We start from the raw sequence: 17,057 nt of genomic DNA, 5'->3' as shown, positions 1-17,057 counted from the left end.
ATTTACGGGCAAAAACGCCGTTCCACGCCCCCAAGCGGTGCGCCCGGGCGACAGGCGCGTCATTTCCCTGCTTTTTCCTCGTGAAAACGTGAAAAACACTTGCATACTAGGTAAATCCACACCAATATTAGCCGTGCGATTAATTGCGCAATTTCCCATGTGTTTGTTAAGGAGGCTCGAAGATGGCAACAGCCAAAAAAACCCCAGTAGCAGCGCCAGCCAAAGCAGCAGCAGCCAAGCCTGCAGCCGCCAAGAAAGCAGCACCCGCAGCCAAGGCAGCAGCTAAACCAGCAGCGGCGAAGAAAGCGGCAGCACCGGCAACACCACGCAAGCCAAACGCAGCATTCATGAAAGCAATGACGCCATCGAAAGAACTGGCCGCCGTTGTTGGCGCAGCACCACTGCCGCGCACGGAAGTGACCAAAAAGGTATGGGATTACATCAAAAAACTCGATCTGCAAGATCCGGCCAACCGCCGCATGATCAATGCGGACGACAAGCTGAAAGCCGTTTTCGGCGGCAAAGCCCAAGTCTCCATGTTTGAAATGACGAAACTGATCTCCGATCATTTGAAATGATCAGATACGCGCCGGCTGCGTCAGCCGTGCGAGTGCCCCGCCGCTGAATCAGCGAGCGGGGCATTTTTTTTGACTTGCGTTCAGGCGGCAGGCTTGAATTCCCACAATTTCCACGCGGCCAGCACGGCATTCGGGTACTCGGCGCGTCCCCGGCTGCCGTTGTAGCGGCCCAGGGCCAGGTACAGGTCGCCCTTTTCCATGTCCAGGTACATGCGCAAAATCGCGCAGCCATAGCGCAGATTCGTCTGCATGTGGAACAGCTTGCTGCGGTCGCTGTCGCCGATGACGCCCGTCCAGAACGGCATCACCTGCATGTAGCCGCGCGCGCCGGCCAGCGAGACGGCATATTTGCGGTAGGCCGACTCGACCTGGATCAGGCCCAGCACCAGGGCCGGTTCCAGGCCGGCGCGGCGCGCTTCATACCAGACTGTTTCCAGGAATTCCGTGCGCAACTGCGCGTCCGGCAGCTTGCGCTGCAGGCGTTGCGACATCTGCGCCAGCCATTGCTGGTAGCGCTGCAACTCGGCGGGGGTGGAAAATTTGGGTTGCGGCGGGCGTTCGTCGCGGATCGCATGCGACAGCGCCAGGCGGACGGAGTCGGCCAGCGCCTCTTCCTTCTGGTTGCCGGCCTGCGCCGGGAAAGCGCAGGCCAGGCAGGCGGCCAGCGCGAGGGCGCCGGCCACTTGACTTACGGATAGACGCTTCACTGCGCCATTTTGCCCTGGATGAAGGCAACGATCTCGTCCGGCGCCACGCCGGTCGCTTCCGCGTCGCGGCGGCCCTGGTATTCCAGCTTGCCTTCTTTCAAGCCCCGCTCGCCGATGACGATGCGGTGCGGCACGCCAATCAGTTCCCAGTCGGCAAACATGGCGCCTGGGCGCAAGCCGCGGTCATCGACGATGACATCGACGCCGGCGCCTTGCAGGGCCGCGTACAGCTTCTCCGTCTCTTCCTTGACCAGTTCGCTGCGGTCCATGCCCATCGGGCACAGCACGACCTCGAACGGCGCGATCGACGCAGGCCAGATGATGCCCTTGTCGTCGAAGTTCTGTTCGATGGCGGCGCCCAGGATGCGCGTCACGCCGATGCCGTAGCAACCCATCTGCAGCGGCGCCGGTTTGCCGTTCTCGTCGAGGAAGGTGGCTTTCATGCTTTCCGAGTACGCCGTACCCAGCTGGAACACGTGGCCCACTTCGATGCCGCGCTCGATGGCCAGCAGGCCCTGGCCGTCCGGCGACGCGTCGCCGGCGACGACATTGCGCAAATCGGCCACGATGGCAGGCTCGGCCATGTCGCGGCCCCAGTTGGCGCCCGTGTAGTGGAAACCGGCCTCATTCGCGCCGCAGACGAAATCGCCCATGTGGGCGACCGTGCGGTCCGCCACCACGGTGACCGGTGCCTTGGTGCCGATCGGGCCCAGGTAGCCGGGAATCGTGCCGTAGACTTCCAGGATTTCTGCTTCCGTCGAGAAACGGTGGCCGGCCAGGCCGGCAACCTTGCCTACCTTGATCTCGTTCAACTCATGGTCGCCGCGCAGCAGCAGCATGAAGAACTGTTTCGTGACTTTCTCGTCCTTGCCCGTCGTTTCCACCGTCAGGGCGATGGTTTTCACGGTCTGCGACAGATCCAGGCCCAGCAGGGTGGCCACGGTTTCGCACTTGACGGTGTCCGGCGTGGCCGTCTTGGTCAAGGCCTGGGTAGCGGCGGCGCGCTCGCCAGCCGGCGGCAACGCTTCGGCCGCTTCCATGTTGGCGGCGTAGTCGGACGTCGGGCAGTACACGAGCGCGTCCTCACCCGTGTGGGCGATGACGTGGAATTCATGCGAACCGGAACCACCGATGGCGCCGTTGTCGGCTGCCACGGCGCGGAATTGCAGGCCGAAACGCGTGAAGATACTGGTGTAGGCATCAAACATGACCTTGTACGACGCTTGCATGCCGGCCAGGTCGCGGTCGAACGAGTACGCGTCCTTCATGGTGAATTCGCGGCCGCGCATCAGGCCGAAGCGTGGGCGGCGCTCGTCGCGGAACTTGGTCTGGATATGGTAAAAATTCAACGGCAGCTGGCGATAGGACTTGATTTCCGTGCGCACGACGTCCGTGATGACCTCTTCCGACGTCGGCTGGATCGCATATTCGCGGCCATGGCGGTCTTTCACGCGCATCAGTTCATCGCCCATCTTGGTCCAGCGGCCCGTCTCCTGCCACAGTTCGGCAGGCTGCACGAGCGGCATCAGCAGTTCGATGCCGGCGGCCTTGTTCATCTCGTCACGGATGATGGCTTCCACCTTGCGGATCACGCGCAAGCCCATCGGCATGTAGGTGTAGATGCCGGAACCGAGGCGTTTGATCATGCCTGCACGCATCATCAATTGGTGGCTGACGATTTCCGCGTCAGAAGGTGCATCTTTAAGTGTGGAAATAAAAAAACGGGAGGCGCGCATAACGGTGAATTCTTTTTAAAAAGAGAGGGTTATAATCAACCTAATTTTAAAGGATTAGCTGGCTGATGCGTCCATACTTTACACAAATGCGCTCAATTGGTGCGATTCCGGCTCTTTTCGCACCCCGAAAAGGCAACCGGCTTGCGGAGTTGTGGGCAAAAATGTAAAAAAAGACGCGCTGTCGCAGAAAGTTTGAGGTGCATTATGCTCGACCGTGAAGGGTTTCGGCCCAACGTCGGCATCATCCTGCTAAACGCCCAGAACGAGGTGTGGTGGGGCAAGCGGGTGCGCGAGCACTCATGGCAGTTTCCGCAAGGCGGTATCAAATATGGCGAAACTCCGGAACAAGCCATGTTTCGCGAACTTGAAGAGGAAATCGGACTCAGACAGGAACACGTCAAAATTGTCGGCCGCACCCGCGACTGGCTGCGCTATGAAGTGCCAGACCACTTCATCAAGCGCGAGATTCGCGGCCACTACCGTGGCCAGAAGCAGATTTGGTTTCTGCTGAGAATGTGCGCGCGCGACAACGACGTCAATCTGCGCCTGACCGACCATCCCGAGTTCGACGCCTGGCGCTGGCATGAGTACTGGGTCCCGCTCGATGTCGTGATTGAATTTAAACGCGATGTGTACCAGCGCGCCTTGCAGGAGCTGTCCCGCTTCCTGACCTGGCCCGTGCATGGCAACGCGCAGCAAGCGCACCGCCATACCTCGCGCTACCTGCGCCAGCCGCATGCGCCGCGGGCGCAGGACGGTGCTGCGCTGGCCAAGCCTTGCGACGGCGCCGCCGCCGAAGGGCGCACGCCCGAGCTGATTTTGCCGGGCAAGGAGTAGCCGGCCAGACATGAACGCACGCTCCCACGCAAAAGGGGCAGCCTGACCAGGCTGCCCCTTTTTTTCATTCCGGCAGGAAACCTCCCTGCCGGTCAGGCTCACTTAGTTTGCCGCCGGCGCTGCCGCTGGCACGTCGAGCGTGATGGCTTTCAAGCCCAGGATCGCGCTGCTGTGCTGGCGGATCTTGTTGGCCAGGGCCGGGTCGTTGTTCAGCTTTTGACCATACGACGGCACCATTTCCACCATCTTCGCCTGCCATTCCGGCGTCGCCAGGCGCGCTTTGAACGCCGTCTGCAGCACCTTGATCATGATCGGCGGCGCGGTGGAGGCGCCAGGCGAGGCGCCCAGCAGGGCAACGATGCTGCCATCGGCGGCGCCGACGACTTCCGTGCCGAACTGCAGCAAGCCGCCTTTAACCGGATCATCCTTGACGATCTGCACGCGCTGGCCCGCGTTTTGCAGGGTCCAGTCTTCCATCTTGGCGTTCGGCAAGTATTCGCGCAGGGTCTTCAAACGGTCTTCCGGCGTATTCATCACTTGTTCGACCAGGTATTTGGTCAGCGGAATATTGTCGTAGCCGGCTTGCAGCATGGGCTTGATGTTGCCGCTGCCGATAGAGGCGGGCAAGTCGATCCACGAACCGTTTTTCAGGAACTTGGTCGAGAAGGTGGCGAACGGGCCAAACAGCAAGGCTTTCTTGCCGTCGATGATGCGCGTGTCCAGATGCGGCACGGACATCGGCGGCGAACCGACGGACGCCTTGCCATACACCTTGGCCGCATGCGCCGCCACCAGGTCCGGATTCGTGGTGACCAGCCATTGGCCGCCCACCGGCACGCCGCCATAGCCCCTGGCTTCAGGAATGCCCGATTTTTCCAGCAGCGGCAGCGAACCGCCGCCCGCGCCGATGAAGACGAACTTGGCGCGCACGGTCTTTTCCGTGTCGTCGGCCAGGTTTTTCACCGTCACGTTCCACACGCCGTCGGCGCCGCGCTTGATGTCCTGCACCTGATGGCGCAGATGCAGTGCCATGCCATGGCTGTCCGTCAGGTAGCTCACCAGACCGCGCGTGAGGGTGCCGAAATTGACGTCGGTACCGATCTCCATGCGCGTTGCGGCCACTTTCTGGCCCTTGTCGCGGCCTTGCATGACCAGCGGCGCCCATTGCGCGATCTGCGCCGGGTCTTCCGAGTACAGCATGCCCTTGAACAGGTTTTGCTTTTGCATCGCTTCATAGCGCTTGTGCAGGAAGGCGATATTCGCATCGCCCCACACAAAGCTCATGTGCGGCACGTTGTTGATGAAGGTCTGCGGCGCGCCCAGGTGCTTTTTTTCCACCTGGTAAGCCCAGAACTGCTTGGAAATCTCGAATTGCTCGTTGATATCGACGGCTTTCTTGGTTTCGATGCTGCCGTCGGCCGCTTCCGGCGTGTAGTTCAGCTCGGCAAATGCCGAGTGGCCCGTGCCCGCGTTATTCATCGCGTCCGAGCTTTCGGCCGCCACGGAACCGAGGCGCTCGTACATTTCCATCGTCAGCGACGGGTCGAGTTCCTTGAGCATGCTGCCCAGGGTGGCGCTCATGGTGCCGGCGCCGACCAGCAGCACGTCGACCGGTTTTTCCGACGAAGCCGGCGGGGTCTTGTCACATGCCGCCAGGATCAGGCACGACATCAAAAGTAATAGCGATTTACGCATACGTAACTCCGTTCATGAATAGGATGATTCTTGTGCGCCACCGCGGCGGCACCAGCGCGACCGCAAGCGATCGATCGAGGATCGAACGAAAAACAGCCCGCCATCCGGAACGCCGAGGCAGCCGGAGAGGCGGAGGTCGATGGTGTCAGGCATGCTGCCGCGCTACGGGATAGTCCCAAAGCAAGATTTGGTGGCAAAGGTGCGGGCAATGGAACGGCACGGCCGTCGTTGCCGGCTGAAAAAGCGGCAATACAATCGCCGTCGTGTCCAGTGCAAATATCAAGAACGGCGATTTTATCACCGTTATTTGGCGCTGCCGGGGCGCGGCGCTAGTGGATAATACTTACTGCTAGGTATTAATTTGCGGTGACTATCGGCTCATGAACGCGGTCGCGCGGCGTAAAAAAGGGCATCCGCGATGCCCTTGGAAATTACCCTGAAGTAGTCATTCAGACAATGCGGCACGCTTCCTCGAAGGACAGGCGCGGCGCGCGGGGACGCACGCGGTCGGGATCGCCATAGCCGAGGCTGCAGACGAAATTGGCCTTGACGGTGGTGCCGGCGAAGAAGGCGGCGTCGAGTTTTTCGGTGTCGAAGCCGGACATGGGGCCGCAATCGAGGCCCAGGGCGCGCGCGGCCAGGATCAGGTAACCGCCTTGCAGCGAAGAATTGCGGAACGCCGTCGCATCGGACAGCGCCTGGTTGCCCGTGAACCAGGCGCGCGCGTCGACGTGGGGCGACAGCTTGGGCAGCTGTTCATAAAACGCCATGTCCATGCCGATGATGGCCGTCACGGGCGCCTGCGCCACTTTGGCCGCGTTGCCGGCCGACATGCACTCGACCAGGGTCGCCTTCGCTTCAGGCGACTTGACGAAAACCACGCGGATCGGCGAGCCATTGGCCGCAGTGGGCGCCCACTTCAAGGTATCGTACAGCTGCTTGAGCAGGGCATCGCTGACGGGACGGTCTTGCCAGCCATTATGCGTGCGGGCGGCGTAGAACAGGGTATCGAGGGCGGCGTCATTCAACATCGGGCATTCTCCAGGTGGTCGGTGGAAGGGCAAAAACAGCTGGCACAGCGTACACAATTTACGTACGCGGTACAATGCCGGCTGCCCTTAGCCACAGTTATCCAGCCATGTTCAACCCCTCTTCCGACGATGTGCGCCGTTTCTTTTGCGACACCCTGCGCAAGCACCGCGCCCACGACATCCTCACGCCCATGGAAGCGATCGCGCTCGACTGGATCCTCGAGCACCCCGAATATGAAAACGAGCTGAGCGACGTTGAAGCGGCGCTGGCGCGCGACTATTCCGTCGAGGGCGGGCAGGCCAATCCCTTCCTGCACCTGTCCATGCACCTGTCGATCACGGAACAGGTGCAGGTCGACCAGCCGCGCGGCATCCGCCCGGCCGTGCAGCAGCTGACGCAGCGCCTCGATTCGGCCCATGCAGCCCAGCACGAAGTGATGGAGTGCCTGGGCCAGATGATCTGGGCGTCGCAGCGTTCGGGCTTGCCGCCGGACACGGACGCCTATATCGACTGCGTGCGCCGCCGCTAAGCAACGCTATTTCATGGCGGCCGCGCCGCCCCCTGCCTGCGGCTGCAGTACGGGTGCCTTCGGCGCCTTGCCCAGCAATCCCAGCACCACCTGCAATGCCATGGCGATGGCGCCCACGATGAAGACCACGTCGCCAAAGGTGCGCACCCAGCGCAGCGTCTGCAGCAGCGGCTGCTGCATGAATGCCTCGCTGCGCGCATACCAGAGGCCTTCCGTCACGCTGGCGTGGAACTGGATAATGCCAATTGGCAACAAGCTGGTAAAGATCATCAGCGCCAGGCCCCCGTTCAAGCCCCAGAACGCCGTCTTCATCAGCGCCGGGCTGAACTGGCAGTGCGGCCGCAGATAGCGCAGCACGAGCAAGGTAAAGCCCAGCGCCAGGAAGCCGTACACGCCAAACAGTGCCGCATGCGCATGCACGGGAGTCGTGTTCAAGCCCTGGATGTAATACAGCGCCACGGGCGGGTTGATCATGAAGCCCAGCACCCCCGCGCCCAGCATGTTCCAGAAGGCGACGGCGACAAAGCACATCAGCGGCCAGCGCAGGTTTTCCATCCACGGCGCGCGTTCCTTCAGCCGCCAGTTTTCCCACGCTTCGTGGCCCAGCACGATCAGCGGCACCACTTCCAGCGCGCTGAAGCTGGCGCCGATGGCCATCACGGGCGTGGTCGTGCCGGCAAAATACAGGTGGTGGAAAGTGCCCGGTATGCCGCCCAGCATGAACAGCGACGCCGACGCCAGGCTGGCCGTGGTGGCCATGCGCGCCGACACCAGGCCCAGGGTCGCGAAGATGAAGGCCAGCGCCGTGGTGGCGAAGACTTCGAAGAAACCCTCCACCCACAGGTGCACCACCCACCAGCGCCAGTACTCCATCACCGATAAATGCGTGCGCTCGCCGTAGAACAGGCCGGCGCCGTAAAACAGGCCGATGGCGCCCACGGAAGCCGTCAGCAGCGCCAGCAGGTTCTTGTCGCCGCCCTTCTGGCGCAGGGCCGGCACGACGCCGCGCAGCATCAGCACGAGCCACAGCAGGATGCCCACGTACTTGCCGATCTGCCACAAACGCCCCAGGTCCACGTATTCGTAGCCCTGGTGGCCGAGCCAGAAATTCCACTCGGGCGGCATCACTTGCGCAATCGCCAGGTAATTGCCGATGAAGGAGCCGACGACGACGACCACCAGCGCCCAGAACAGCACGTCGACGCCGAGGCGCTGCCACTTCGGATCCTGGCCGCCATTGATCAGCGGCGCGAGGAACAGGCCGGCGGCCAGGAAGCCCGTGGCGATCCAGAACAGCGCGGCCTGGATATGCCAGGTGCGCGTGAGCGCATACGGGAACCAGCGCGACACGTCGACGCCATAGAATTGCTGCCCTTCCACCGTATAGTGCGCGGTAAAGCCGCCGATGAAGACCTGGAAGATGAACAGGGCGACGACGAGGAACAGGTATTTGCCCAGTCCCCGCTGCGAAGGCGTGAGGGCGAAAGTGGTCAGCGGATCGCGCGGACCGGCCGCCGGCAGCGCTTCGTCATGGTCGCGCAGGAAGGCCCAGCCCCAGACGAGGAAGCCGACGCCGGCCAGCAGCACCACCACGCTGGCGACCGACCAGACGAGGTTCTCGCCGCTGGGCTGGTTGCCGATCAGCGGTTCGTGCGGCCAGTTGTTCGTGTACGTGACCTTCTGGCCCGGACGCTCGGTGGCGGCGACCCAGGCCGTCCAGAAGAAGAACTGCGTCATCTGCGCGCGCCGTTCGGCGCTGGGCAAGGTGTTTTCCTTCATGGCGAAATGCTCGCGGCTCTCTTGCAGGGCCGGCGCGTCGGAAAACAGCTGGTCGTAATAGTGCGCCGTGCGGGCAAGCGCCTGTACGCGGCGCGGCGACAGGCGCAGCACCTGCGCATCGTCGACCCGGTTGCCGCGGTACTCGAGCTTGAGCGCTTCGCGCAGCGCCGCCTGCGCGGGGCCGTCCAGCAGCGCGTAAGCCTTGCCGTGCTGCTCCTGCGCGGCCAGCTCCAGCCAGGCCGTCAGTTCGCGGTGCAGCCAGTCAGCCGTCCAGTCGGGTGCCTGGTAGGCGCCGTGGCCCCAGATGGAGCCCAGCTGCATGCCACCCACGGATTGCCAGGCCGTCTGGCCATCGAGGATGCCTTCGCGGTCGAACAGCTGCCGGCCATCCTGCGCCAGCACTTGCGCGGGAATCGGCGGCGCCTGCCGGTAGACTTCGACGCCGTAATAACCGAGCAGCGAAAAGGTCACGATCAGCACGCCGATCAGGGTGAACCAGAGTTTTTTATAGGGACCCATGCGGTCTTTCCTTTGTCAGTGCACCACGGCCGGCGCGAAGCGCTCGAACAGGATGTTGTTTTCGGTATGGATGTGCGCCATCAGGTCCTCGCGGAAGGTGCGCAGCCCCGTGTACAGCGCGCGCCAGGTGGTGCAGGCGCCGGCCGGCGCGCTGATATCGTTCGTCATCGCCTCCATCGCGCGCAAGGCCACGCCATGGTCGTCGTGCTCCATGCGCATCACGTTGATCGGTGCGCCGGCCCGCGGACCCTGGCCGCGCACGATCATGGGGAACAGCACGTCCTCCTCCTTGCGCATATGGCTTTCCAGCTCCTGCGCCATGGCCGACAGGTGTTCCGCCAGCCCATGCGGACAGTCGGCGCGCTCGCCATGCACCTGCTCGACCTTGCGCGCCAGGCGTATCAGTTCGGGCAGCTGCTCGCGGTGCACGGCGTGGTAGCGCGCCAGGATGTGCTGCACCAGCTCCGTGGCCGTAGCCTCCTGCCAGTCACGCTCGCCGCTGGCGTCCGTCCGCCCTTGCAGCAGCCGCAGCTCCTCGACGATGGGGGTGACGTCCACGCCGGCCGCCTCGGCCGCCGCGCGCAGGGTCTTGTTGCCGCCGCAGCAAAAGTCCAGGCGGTGCGCATCGAACAGGCGCGTGGCGCCAGGGATGCGGCGGGCCAGCTGGCCCAGGGATAACTCGATCATGTCCATAACGGTTCCTTGAGGATGAATAGGGTTTATTGACGGGCGCCCGCGTGGTAGACGCCGGGCACGGGCTCGCCCGTGACTTCCAGCACGCCGACGGCGCCCTTGCCGGCGCGCGACAGGGCATGGTCGACCAGCAGGTAGCTGCCCGGGTGCTGCACCTTGAGTTCGACGATGGTCGCGCCGCCGGGGGCCACCAAGGTGGTTTGCACGTCGTGTTTCGGGCTGCTGATCGAGCCTTCGCTGTACACCTTGTCGAAGATTTCGCCGATGATGTGGAACGAAGAAATCTTGTTCGGGCCACCGACGCCGAAGTAGATGCGCACCGTCTCGCCGACTGTCGCCTGCAATTTGTGCGTCTTGCTCAGGGCGCCCACTTCTCCGTTGAAGACGTAGTAGTCGGGCAGCTCGTTGGCCATCTTTTCCAGGTTCGGTTCCTGGTGCACGGGCGCGCCGTGCGGACGGCCCGTGTACATCTCGCCCTGCATCACGTAATACTCGCGGTCCACCTTCGACAGCCCGCCTTCCGGTTCGACGAGGATCATGCCGTACATGCCTGCCGCGATATGCTGCGGCACCAGCGGCGTGGCGCAGTGGTACACATACAGGCCGGGATTGAGCGCCTTGAAGGTGACGGTTTTTTCCTGCCCCGGCGCCACCTGCGTGTGCTGGCCGCCGCCATGGCCGCCCGTCACCGCATGCAGGTCGATCGAGTGGATCATCTTGCTGTCTTTCGCATTGAACAGGGTCAACTCCACCGTGTCACCCACCTTCGCGCGCAGCATGGGACCCGGCACCTGGCGGTTGAAGGTCCAGTAGGTAAAGCTGGTGCCGTCATCGAGCTTGCCCGGCAGTTCCACCGTCTCCATGCGGTATTTCAGGGTTTGCGGCGCGCGCGCGCCGATGGCGGCGGGCACCGAAGCGGGGTTGGCCGCCACGCTGACGGCGGATGGATCGGGCCCGCGCATCGGCGATGGCGCCGGCGTGTACAGGGCCAGCGCGGCGGCCTGGCCCGATTCGCTGGCGGCGCCCGCGCCAGCCGCCTTCGGTGCTCCGGCTTCTGCCAGCGAGGCGCCGTTCACTTCCAGCTTGCCTTCCATGCCGATCTGCCGGTGGCCGGGAATCGAGCAGTAATACGTAAACGTGCCGGCGCGCGTGACCTTGAAGCGCACGCTGGTCTTGCCCGTATTGGCGCTGAATTTGGCGGACGCCACGTTCAGCTCGGGTATCAGCAAATCATGTTCGGCGCCCTCGCCGCTTTTCAGCACGAGTTCGACCGTGTCGCCCACGTTTGCCGCCAGCACGGGATTGACCTGGCCCTTGGCGTCGATGAACACCATCTTGCCATCGACGATATTGGTCTGCAGTTCATAGCGCTTGAACGTCGCGGCGGCGGGTTTGGCGGCAGTGGCGGCGGCGCTGGCAGGCAGGCTGGCCTGCGCCTGTACGGACGGGGGCAGTGCCAGGACACAGATGGCGGCGGCGATGGCGCCGAGGGAGGGAGTGGTTTTCATCAAGCTTTCCTTGGTCTTGTCTGCCGGTTCGGCACTCTTACCTAGGCAAACCGTGTGCCAGGAAAAACTTGTTTTAAATCAACGATTTGAAAATTGCAGGGTCGTGATGACCCTGCCTGGGCAGGGTCCGTTGTACCCTCCATGGTCATGATGACCACCTCCGCCATTCACCTTCTGCTACTCACCGACCTGGTCGCCGACCTGCCCGTGGCCGTGCGCCTGCAACGGCTGGTGGGCAGCCTGCGCGCGCACTTCGGCTGCGAGGCCGTGGCCTTGCTCAAACTGGACGGCGAGCACCTGCGGCCCGTGGCCATGGCCGGCCTGGCCAGCGATGCGCTGGGACGCCGTTTCGCCGTCACGGACCATCCGCGCCTGGCCGCCATCCTGCAGCGGCGCGGCGTGCTGTGCTTCCATCACGACAGTGCCCTGCCCGATCCGTACGACGGCCTGATCGCCGAGCGGGCCGGCGAGCCGCTGCCCGTGCACGACTGCATGGGCATGGCGCTCGACCTGGAAGGCGAACGCTGGGGCGTGATCACGCTCGACGCCCTGCAGGTGGGGGCCTTCGATGTCCGCGCGCAGCGCGAGCTGGGCGAACTGGCGTGCGCCATCGAGGCAGCCGTGCGCGTCACCCGCCTGGAGGCCGAAATACGCGGCCTGCGCCTGTCGGGCGGCGCCATGCAGGCCAATGCGCAGGCGCCGCGCGAGGAACACGATTTCGTCGGCCAGAGCGGCGCCATCACGCAATTGCTGCACGAACTGCAGGTGGTGGCCGATTCGGAACTGCCCGTGCTGCTGCTGGGGGAAACGGGAGTGGGCAAGGAACTGTGCGCGCACCGGCTGCACCGGCTGTCGCGCCGCGCCGGCAAGCCCTTGATCCATGTCAATTGCGCGGCCTTGCCCGAGTCCCTGGCCGAGAGCGAACTGTTCGGCCATGTGCGCGGCGCGTTTTCCGGCGCCGTCAGCGACCGGCCCGGCCGTTTCGAAGCGGCCGAAGGGGGCACCCTGTTCCTCGATGAAGTGGGGGAATTGCCGCTGCCCATCCAGGCCAAACTGCTGCGCACCTTGCAAAATGGGGAAATCCAGCGCCTAGGCGCGGACCGGCCGCGCCGGGTCAACGTGCGCGTGATCGCCGCCACCAACCGCAGCCTGCGCGAGCATGTGCGCGACGGCACGTTCCGGGCCGACCTGTACCACCGTTTATCCGTGTATCCCGTGCCGATTCCGCCGCTGCGCGAGCGAGGCAATGACGTGCTGCTGCTGGCGGGCGGTTTCCTGGAACTCAACCGTGCACGCTTGGGCCTGCGCAGCCTGCGCCTGTCGTCGGCAGCGGAAGAGGCGCTACGCCACTACCGCTGGCCCGGCAATGTGCGCGAACTTGAACATGTGATCAGCCGTGCCGCGCTGAAAGCCGTGATCCGCGGCGCGGACCGCAAGGACATCGTCACCCTGGAAACGGATATGCTCGATCTCGATGCGCTGGAGGCGCCGGCGGGTGCGCCGGCCCCTGCGCCGGCAGCGTGCGCGACGGCAGCAGCGCCTTTGCTCAGCATGCATCAAATCGTGGAAGCGAGCCAGCGCCAGGCCATCCGCCAGGCGCTGGCCCTGCATCAGGACAACTGGGCCGCCGCGGCGCGCCAGCTGGGGCTGGACGCCAGCAATCTGCACAAGCTGGCGCGCCGGGTCGGGCTGAAAGCCTGAGCCGGCGACACCGCTCAGCGGTGCGTCACCAGGGTGCCGGGCAGGCTGTGGAAGTAGGCGGCCAGGTCCTTGATATCCTGGTTGCTCAGCGGCTTGACCTGGCCCGTCATGATGGCGTTGTTGCGGCCGTTGGCCTTGTCGCCCCGCTTGTACGCCGTCATCGCGTGTTCCAGGTAATCCCTGTGCTGGCCCGCCAGTTTCGGATACGACGGGTCGATGGGCGAGCCATAATCCTTGCCGTGGCAGGTGGCGCAGCTGTATTTCTCCGCCAGGACCTTGCCCGTGTTGATATTGCCGGCGGCAACGGCGGAAAACGAGACGGTGGCGCAAACGAGGGCGGCGAATAATGTTTTCATCTGGCTGGTCCTCAGTTCGGCTTGGCTTGTTGCGCATAGTAGGCGGCGACGTCGGCGATATCCTGGTCCGACAGGCTGCTGGCGATGCCCTTCATGCTGGGGTGCTTGCGATCGCCCTTCTTGTACGCTTGCAGCGCATTTTCGATGTATTTTGCCGACTGGCCGCCGATCATCGGCACCTGGAACACTTCAGGGAAAGTTGCCTTGTAACCGGGAATGCCGTGGCAACCGATACACATTTCCACCTTGGCAGTGGCTGCCTTGGCGTTTCCTACAATGTCAGCCGCTGTGACGGCATTTGCGATGCCGGCAAGCACGAGAAGTGCAAATATTTTTTTCATAGTGGCAAAGTGAACAAAGGTAATCGGAGAAACGCCAGAGCTGGTTTTTATTGATCTTATGTATTGACAATTAAGGTTGACAATTAAGCTGCTACTTGCCGATTCTAACCAAGATGTTCTTGCAAGTCCACCTACAAAAAGACCAGTGTATGCGGGCGGGCACAGGCCGCCTGCGTGGCAGTACGCCCCAGTTCTGTTTATACTCACCCTTTCAATACTTTGGCAGACCGCTCATGCAAGCACAGCACCCACAGCAAGGCCACCGCTTCGAAGGTTCCGACAGCTATGTCGCCACCGCCGACCTGAAACTGGCCGTGAATGCGGCACTGACCTTGCAGCGGCCACTGCTGATCAAGGGCGAGCCCGGCACGGGCAAGACCATGCTGGCCGAGGAAGTGGCGGCGGCGCTGAACATGCCGCTGATGCAATGGCATATCAAATCGACCACCAAGGCGCAGCAGGGCCTGTACGAGTACGACGCCGTCTCGCGCCTGCGCGATTCGCAGCTCGGCGACGAGCGCGTGCGCGACATCCAGAACTACATCGTCAAGGGCGTGCTGTGGCAGGCGTTCACGGCGCCCGAACCGGTGGTGCTGCTGATCGACGAGATCGACAAGGCCGACATCGAATTCCCGAACGATCTGCTGCGCGAACTCGACCGCATGGAATTCTATGTCTACGAAACGCGCGAAATGGTCACGGCGCGCCATCGCCCGCTCGTCATCATCACCTCGAACAACGAGAAGGAATTGCCGGACGCCTTCTTGCGCCGCTGCTTCTTCCACTACATCAAATTCCCGGACAAGGACACGATGGAGCAGATCGTCGCCGTCCACTATCCCCACCTGAAACAGGAATTGCTGGCGCAGGCGCTGCAAACCTTCTATGAAGTGCGCGACGTGCCGGGCCTGAAGAAAAAACCGTCGACGTCGGAATTCCTCGACTGGCTCAAGCTGCTGCTGGCCGAGGACATCCCCGCCGAAGCATTGCGCAGCAAGGACAACAAGGCCGTCGTGCCGCCCCTGCACGGGGCGCTGCTGAAAAACGAACAGGATGTGCACCTGTTCGAGCGCCTGATGTTCATGTCGCGCACCAACCGCTAAGGAGCGCAGGTGAAAGACATCAGCACGGAAAACGTCTTCGTTCCGCTGGAGCTGCACGGCATCCGCCTCGAGGCGCTGGCGCCCCATCACGCGCCCGGCCTGCGCGCCGCGGCCATGGATGGCGAATTATGGAACCTGCGCGTGACGTCCGTGCCGGAACCGGACCAGGTCGACCAGTACATCTTCAAGGCCATCGAGATGCGCCCTGCGCGCTTCGCCTTTGCCGTCATCGACGTCGCCAGCGGCGACGTGATCGGCACCACCAGCTACCACGACGTGGTACCCGCCATCGGCCGCCTGGAAATCGGCTACACCTGGTATGCGAAGCGCTGCCAGCGCAGCCACGTCAATACCACCTGCAAGCTGCTGTTGCTGGCGCACGCCTTCGAGACTCTCGATTGCGCGCTGGTGGGACTGCGCACCGACAACTTCAACCACGCCTCGCAGACGGCCATCGAACGCCTGGGCGCGAAAAAGGATGGCGTGCTGCGCCACCATGCGCTGCGCCGCGACGGCACCGTGCGCGACACGGTCATGTACAGCATCGCGCGCGGCGAGTGGCCGGAAATCGCCGCCCACCTGCGCTACAAGCTGGCGCAGCGTCCCATCGCGGCGCTGCCCAGGGCCGACGGCGGCGCGGATGGCGAAAGCGCGCCATGCTGATCGATTTCTTCTTCACCCTCAAGGATGCAAAGATTCCCGTCTCCATCAAGGAATTCCTGACGCTGCTCGAGGCGCTGCAAAAGAACGTCATCGGCGCCTCGATGGACGATTTCTACTATCTGTCGCGCCTCACCCTGGTCAAGGATGAAGCGCATTTCGACAAGTTCGACCGCGCGTTCGCGCAGTACTTCAAGGGCGTCAGTGCGGCCTTCGAGACGAATGCGACGATTCCGCTCGACTGGCTGCTGAAACGCATGCAGCGCGAGTTGTCCGAAGAGCAGAAGGCGCAGCTGGAAAAATTCGGCTACGACAAGCTGATGGAGCGCCTGAACGAGCTGCTGAAGGAACAGAAGGAACGCCACGAAGGCGGCAGCAAGTGGATAGGCACGGGCGGCACCTCGCCGTTCGGCAACGGCGGCACGAACCCGGAAGGCATCCGCATCGGCGGCAAGGGCGGCAATCGCACGGCCGTGAAGGTGTGGGAAGCGCGCAGCTACAAGGATTACGACGGCGAGCGCGAGCTGGGCACGCGCAACATCAAGGTGGCGCTGCGCCGCCTGCGCAAGTTCGCGCGCGAAGGCGCGGAGGACGAGCTGGCGCTCGACGCCACCATCGCCGCCACCGCCAACAACGCGGGCTACCTCGACATCAGGATGCGGCCCGAGCGCAAGAACCGCATCAAGGTGCTGATGCTGCTCGACGTGGGCGGCAGCATGGACGACCATATCGAGCGTACCGAGGAACTGTTCTCGGCGGCGAAGACGGAATTCAAGAACATGGAATTCTTTTACTTCCATAACTGCGTCTACGACTACCTGTGGAAGAACAACCGGCGCCGCAACGCCGAGCGTTTCCCCACCTGGGACGTGCTGCGCAAGTACCCGCCCGACACCAAGCTGATTTTTGTCGGCGACGCCACCATGAGCCCCTATGAAATACTGCAGCCGGGCGGCTCGGTCGAATACAACAACGAGGAAGCGGGATCGACATGGCTGGCGCGTTTTACCGCCGCCTTCCCGAAATTCATCTGGCTCAATCCCGAGTCGGAAGGCCTGTGGCAGTACCGCCAGTCCATCGGCGTGATGCGGCAATTGATGAACAACCGCATGTTCCCGCTATCGATCGACGGACTGGAACGGGGCATGCGCTTGCTCAGTAAATAAAAGCGTGCAACAAAAAGTCCATGGCGGCATGCCGCCGCCATGTCGTACACTGCGGTAGAAACAACCGTGCGGAGCCTCTCCGCCGCGGGCGGCGCGCCATCGGCATGGCCATGCCCC

Annotated in this window: 16 protein-coding genes; 7 read left to right on the top strand and 9 right to left on the bottom strand. The window is 63.2% G+C overall.

Features of this window, described 5'->3' with window-relative positions; genetic code table 11:
- The first annotated feature begins 182 nt into the window (after positions 1-182).
- Positions 183-578 (top strand): SWIB/MDM2 domain-containing protein, encoded by a 396-nt coding sequence (locus AC1RDJ_RS02125; RefSeq protein WP_071653383.1) that lies wholly within the window; start codon positions 183-185, stop codon positions 576-578.
- 80 nt (positions 579-658) lie between these two features.
- Here AC1RDJ_RS02125 and AC1RDJ_RS02120 read toward each other — a convergent pair whose 3' ends face one another.
- Both AC1RDJ_RS02120 and AC1RDJ_RS02115 read right to left on the bottom strand, forming a co-directional pair.
- Positions 659-1,261: a lytic transglycosylase domain-containing protein gene (locus AC1RDJ_RS02120; protein ID WP_232251035.1), complete on the bottom strand. Its 603-nt coding sequence runs from the start codon at positions 1,259-1,261 to the stop codon at positions 659-661.
- 20 nt (positions 1,262-1,281) lie between these two features.
- Complete coding sequence (locus tag AC1RDJ_RS02115; RefSeq protein ID WP_071322003.1) at positions 1,282-3,021, bottom strand: proline--tRNA ligase; 1,740 nt, start codon at positions 3,019-3,021, stop codon at positions 1,282-1,284.
- Between the two features lie 204 nt (positions 3,022-3,225).
- Here AC1RDJ_RS02115 and AC1RDJ_RS02110 point away from each other — a divergent pair, with 204 nt between their 5' ends.
- Complete coding sequence (locus AC1RDJ_RS02110) at positions 3,226-3,858, top strand: RNA pyrophosphohydrolase (RefSeq protein WP_071322002.1); 633 nt, start codon at positions 3,226-3,228, stop codon at positions 3,856-3,858.
- A gap of 102 nt (positions 3,859-3,960) precedes the next feature.
- Here the strand turns inward: AC1RDJ_RS02110 and mqo are convergent, their stop codons facing one another.
- Together mqo and AC1RDJ_RS02100 are read right to left on the bottom strand one after the other, a co-directional pair.
- Positions 3,961-5,553 carry a malate dehydrogenase (quinone) gene (mqo, locus tag AC1RDJ_RS02105; protein ID WP_232251034.1) on the bottom strand — a complete coding sequence of 531 codons (1,593 nt, stop codon included), beginning with the start codon at positions 5,551-5,553 and terminating at the stop codon, positions 3,961-3,963.
- Between the two features lie 449 nt (positions 5,554-6,002).
- Entirely contained in the window at positions 6,003-6,584 is a 582-nt protein-coding gene (locus tag AC1RDJ_RS02100; protein WP_289884809.1) for a malonic semialdehyde reductase, read from the bottom strand.
- A gap of 107 nt (positions 6,585-6,691) precedes the next feature.
- Between AC1RDJ_RS02100 and AC1RDJ_RS02095 the strand changes: the two genes are divergently transcribed.
- Positions 6,692-7,114: a DUF1841 family protein gene (locus AC1RDJ_RS02095; RefSeq protein WP_071321999.1), complete on the top strand. Its 423-nt coding sequence runs from the start codon at positions 6,692-6,694 to the stop codon at positions 7,112-7,114.
- Positions 7,115-7,120: 6 nt separating this feature from the next.
- Here AC1RDJ_RS02095 and AC1RDJ_RS02090 read toward each other — a convergent pair whose 3' ends face one another.
- From AC1RDJ_RS02090 to nirK, 3 genes are read right to left on the bottom strand one after another with little or no spacing between them, the layout of a single operon-like run.
- A complete protein-coding gene (locus tag AC1RDJ_RS02090; protein ID WP_493026366.1) occupies positions 7,121-9,412 on the bottom strand; it encodes a nitric-oxide reductase large subunit in 2,292 nt (763 codons plus the stop codon).
- Positions 9,413-9,427: 15 nt separating this feature from the next.
- Positions 9,428-10,105: an iron-sulfur cluster repair protein YtfE gene (ytfE, locus tag AC1RDJ_RS02085; RefSeq protein WP_493026365.1), complete on the bottom strand. Its 678-nt coding sequence runs from the start codon at positions 10,103-10,105 to the stop codon at positions 9,428-9,430.
- A 26-nt stretch (positions 10,106-10,131) separates the two neighbouring features.
- Positions 10,132-11,613 (bottom strand): copper-containing nitrite reductase, encoded by a 1,482-nt coding sequence (gene nirK, locus AC1RDJ_RS02080; RefSeq protein ID WP_493026364.1) that lies wholly within the window; start codon positions 11,611-11,613, stop codon positions 10,132-10,134.
- A gap of 150 nt (positions 11,614-11,763) precedes the next feature.
- On the opposite strand from nirK, the gene norR reads away from it, so the two are divergent.
- Positions 11,764-13,314: a nitric oxide reductase transcriptional regulator NorR gene (gene norR / locus AC1RDJ_RS02075; RefSeq protein ID WP_493026561.1), complete on the top strand. Its 1,551-nt coding sequence runs from the start codon at positions 11,764-11,766 to the stop codon at positions 13,312-13,314.
- A gap of 14 nt (positions 13,315-13,328) precedes the next feature.
- Here the strand turns inward: norR and AC1RDJ_RS02070 are convergent, their stop codons facing one another.
- A complete protein-coding gene (locus tag AC1RDJ_RS02070; RefSeq protein ID WP_071321995.1) occupies positions 13,329-13,670 on the bottom strand; it encodes a c-type cytochrome in 342 nt (113 codons plus the stop codon).
- Between the two features lie 11 nt (positions 13,671-13,681).
- Positions 13,682-14,011 carry a c-type cytochrome gene (locus AC1RDJ_RS02065; RefSeq protein ID WP_071321994.1) on the bottom strand — a complete coding sequence of 110 codons (330 nt, stop codon included), beginning with the start codon at positions 14,009-14,011 and terminating at the stop codon, positions 13,682-13,684.
- A gap of 233 nt (positions 14,012-14,244) precedes the next feature.
- Between AC1RDJ_RS02065 and AC1RDJ_RS02060 the strand changes: the two genes are divergently transcribed.
- Genes AC1RDJ_RS02060 through AC1RDJ_RS02050 form a run of 3 tightly spaced genes read left to right on the top strand, consistent with a single transcriptional unit; the run spans position 14,245 to position 16,940 of the window.
- Positions 14,245-15,114, top strand: coding sequence for an AAA family ATPase (locus AC1RDJ_RS02060; RefSeq protein WP_071321993.1), 870 nt, complete (start codon positions 14,245-14,247; stop codon positions 15,112-15,114).
- 9 nt (positions 15,115-15,123) lie between these two features.
- Positions 15,124-15,777 carry a GNAT family N-acetyltransferase gene (locus AC1RDJ_RS02055; protein WP_071321992.1) on the top strand — a complete coding sequence of 218 codons (654 nt, stop codon included), beginning with the start codon at positions 15,124-15,126 and terminating at the stop codon, positions 15,775-15,777.
- Positions 15,771-16,940: a vWA domain-containing protein gene (locus AC1RDJ_RS02050; RefSeq protein WP_493026363.1), complete on the top strand. Its 1,170-nt coding sequence runs from the start codon at positions 15,771-15,773 to the stop codon at positions 16,938-16,940. Before AC1RDJ_RS02055 ends, AC1RDJ_RS02050 begins: the two co-directional genes overlap by 7 nt.
- Positions 16,941-17,057: the final 117 nt, after the last annotated feature.

The sequence above is a fragment of the Janthinobacterium sp. GW822-FHT07H10 genome, assembly GCF_058798675.1.
The sequence above is the reverse complement of the archived record's forward strand: the minus strand, read 5'-3'. Positions and strand labels throughout refer to the sequence as shown.

What these genes read in the sequence shown, in the direction of transcription:
- AC1RDJ_RS02125 (WP_071653383.1), top strand. Translation starts at nt 183, where the DNA reads ATGGCAACAGCCAAAAAAACCCCAGTAGCAGCGCCAGCCAAAGCAGCA.
- AC1RDJ_RS02115 (WP_071322003.1), bottom strand. Translation starts at nt 3,021, where the DNA reads ATGCGCGCCTCCCGTTTTTTTATTTCCACACTTAAAGATGCACCTTCT.
- AC1RDJ_RS02110 (WP_071322002.1), top strand. Translation starts at nt 3,226, where the DNA reads ATGCTCGACCGTGAAGGGTTTCGGCCCAACGTCGGCATCATCCTGCTA.
- mqo (WP_232251034.1), bottom strand. Translation starts at nt 5,553, where the DNA reads ATGCGTAAATCGCTATTACTTTTGATGTCGTGCCTGATCCTGGCGGCA.
- AC1RDJ_RS02100 (WP_289884809.1), bottom strand. Translation starts at nt 6,584, where the DNA reads ATGTTGAATGACGCCGCCCTCGATACCCTGTTCTACGCCGCCCGCACG.
- AC1RDJ_RS02095 (WP_071321999.1), top strand. Translation starts at nt 6,692, where the DNA reads ATGTTCAACCCCTCTTCCGACGATGTGCGCCGTTTCTTTTGCGACACC.
- AC1RDJ_RS02090 (WP_493026366.1), bottom strand. Translation starts at nt 9,412, where the DNA reads ATGGGTCCCTATAAAAAACTCTGGTTCACCCTGATCGGCGTGCTGATC.
- ytfE (WP_493026365.1), bottom strand. Translation starts at nt 10,105, where the DNA reads ATGGACATGATCGAGTTATCCCTGGGCCAGCTGGCCCGCCGCATCCCT.
- nirK (WP_493026364.1), bottom strand. Translation starts at nt 11,613, where the DNA reads ATGAAAACCACTCCCTCCCTCGGCGCCATCGCCGCCGCCATCTGTGTC.
- norR (WP_493026561.1), top strand. Translation starts at nt 11,764, where the DNA reads ATGACCACCTCCGCCATTCACCTTCTGCTACTCACCGACCTGGTCGCC.
- AC1RDJ_RS02070 (WP_071321995.1), bottom strand. Translation starts at nt 13,670, where the DNA reads ATGAAAACATTATTCGCCGCCCTCGTTTGCGCCACCGTCTCGTTTTCC.
- AC1RDJ_RS02065 (WP_071321994.1), bottom strand. Translation starts at nt 14,011, where the DNA reads ATGAAAAAAATATTTGCACTTCTCGTGCTTGCCGGCATCGCAAATGCC.
- AC1RDJ_RS02060 (WP_071321993.1), top strand. Translation starts at nt 14,245, where the DNA reads ATGCAAGCACAGCACCCACAGCAAGGCCACCGCTTCGAAGGTTCCGAC.
- AC1RDJ_RS02050 (WP_493026363.1), top strand. Translation starts at nt 15,771, where the DNA reads ATGCTGATCGATTTCTTCTTCACCCTCAAGGATGCAAAGATTCCCGTC.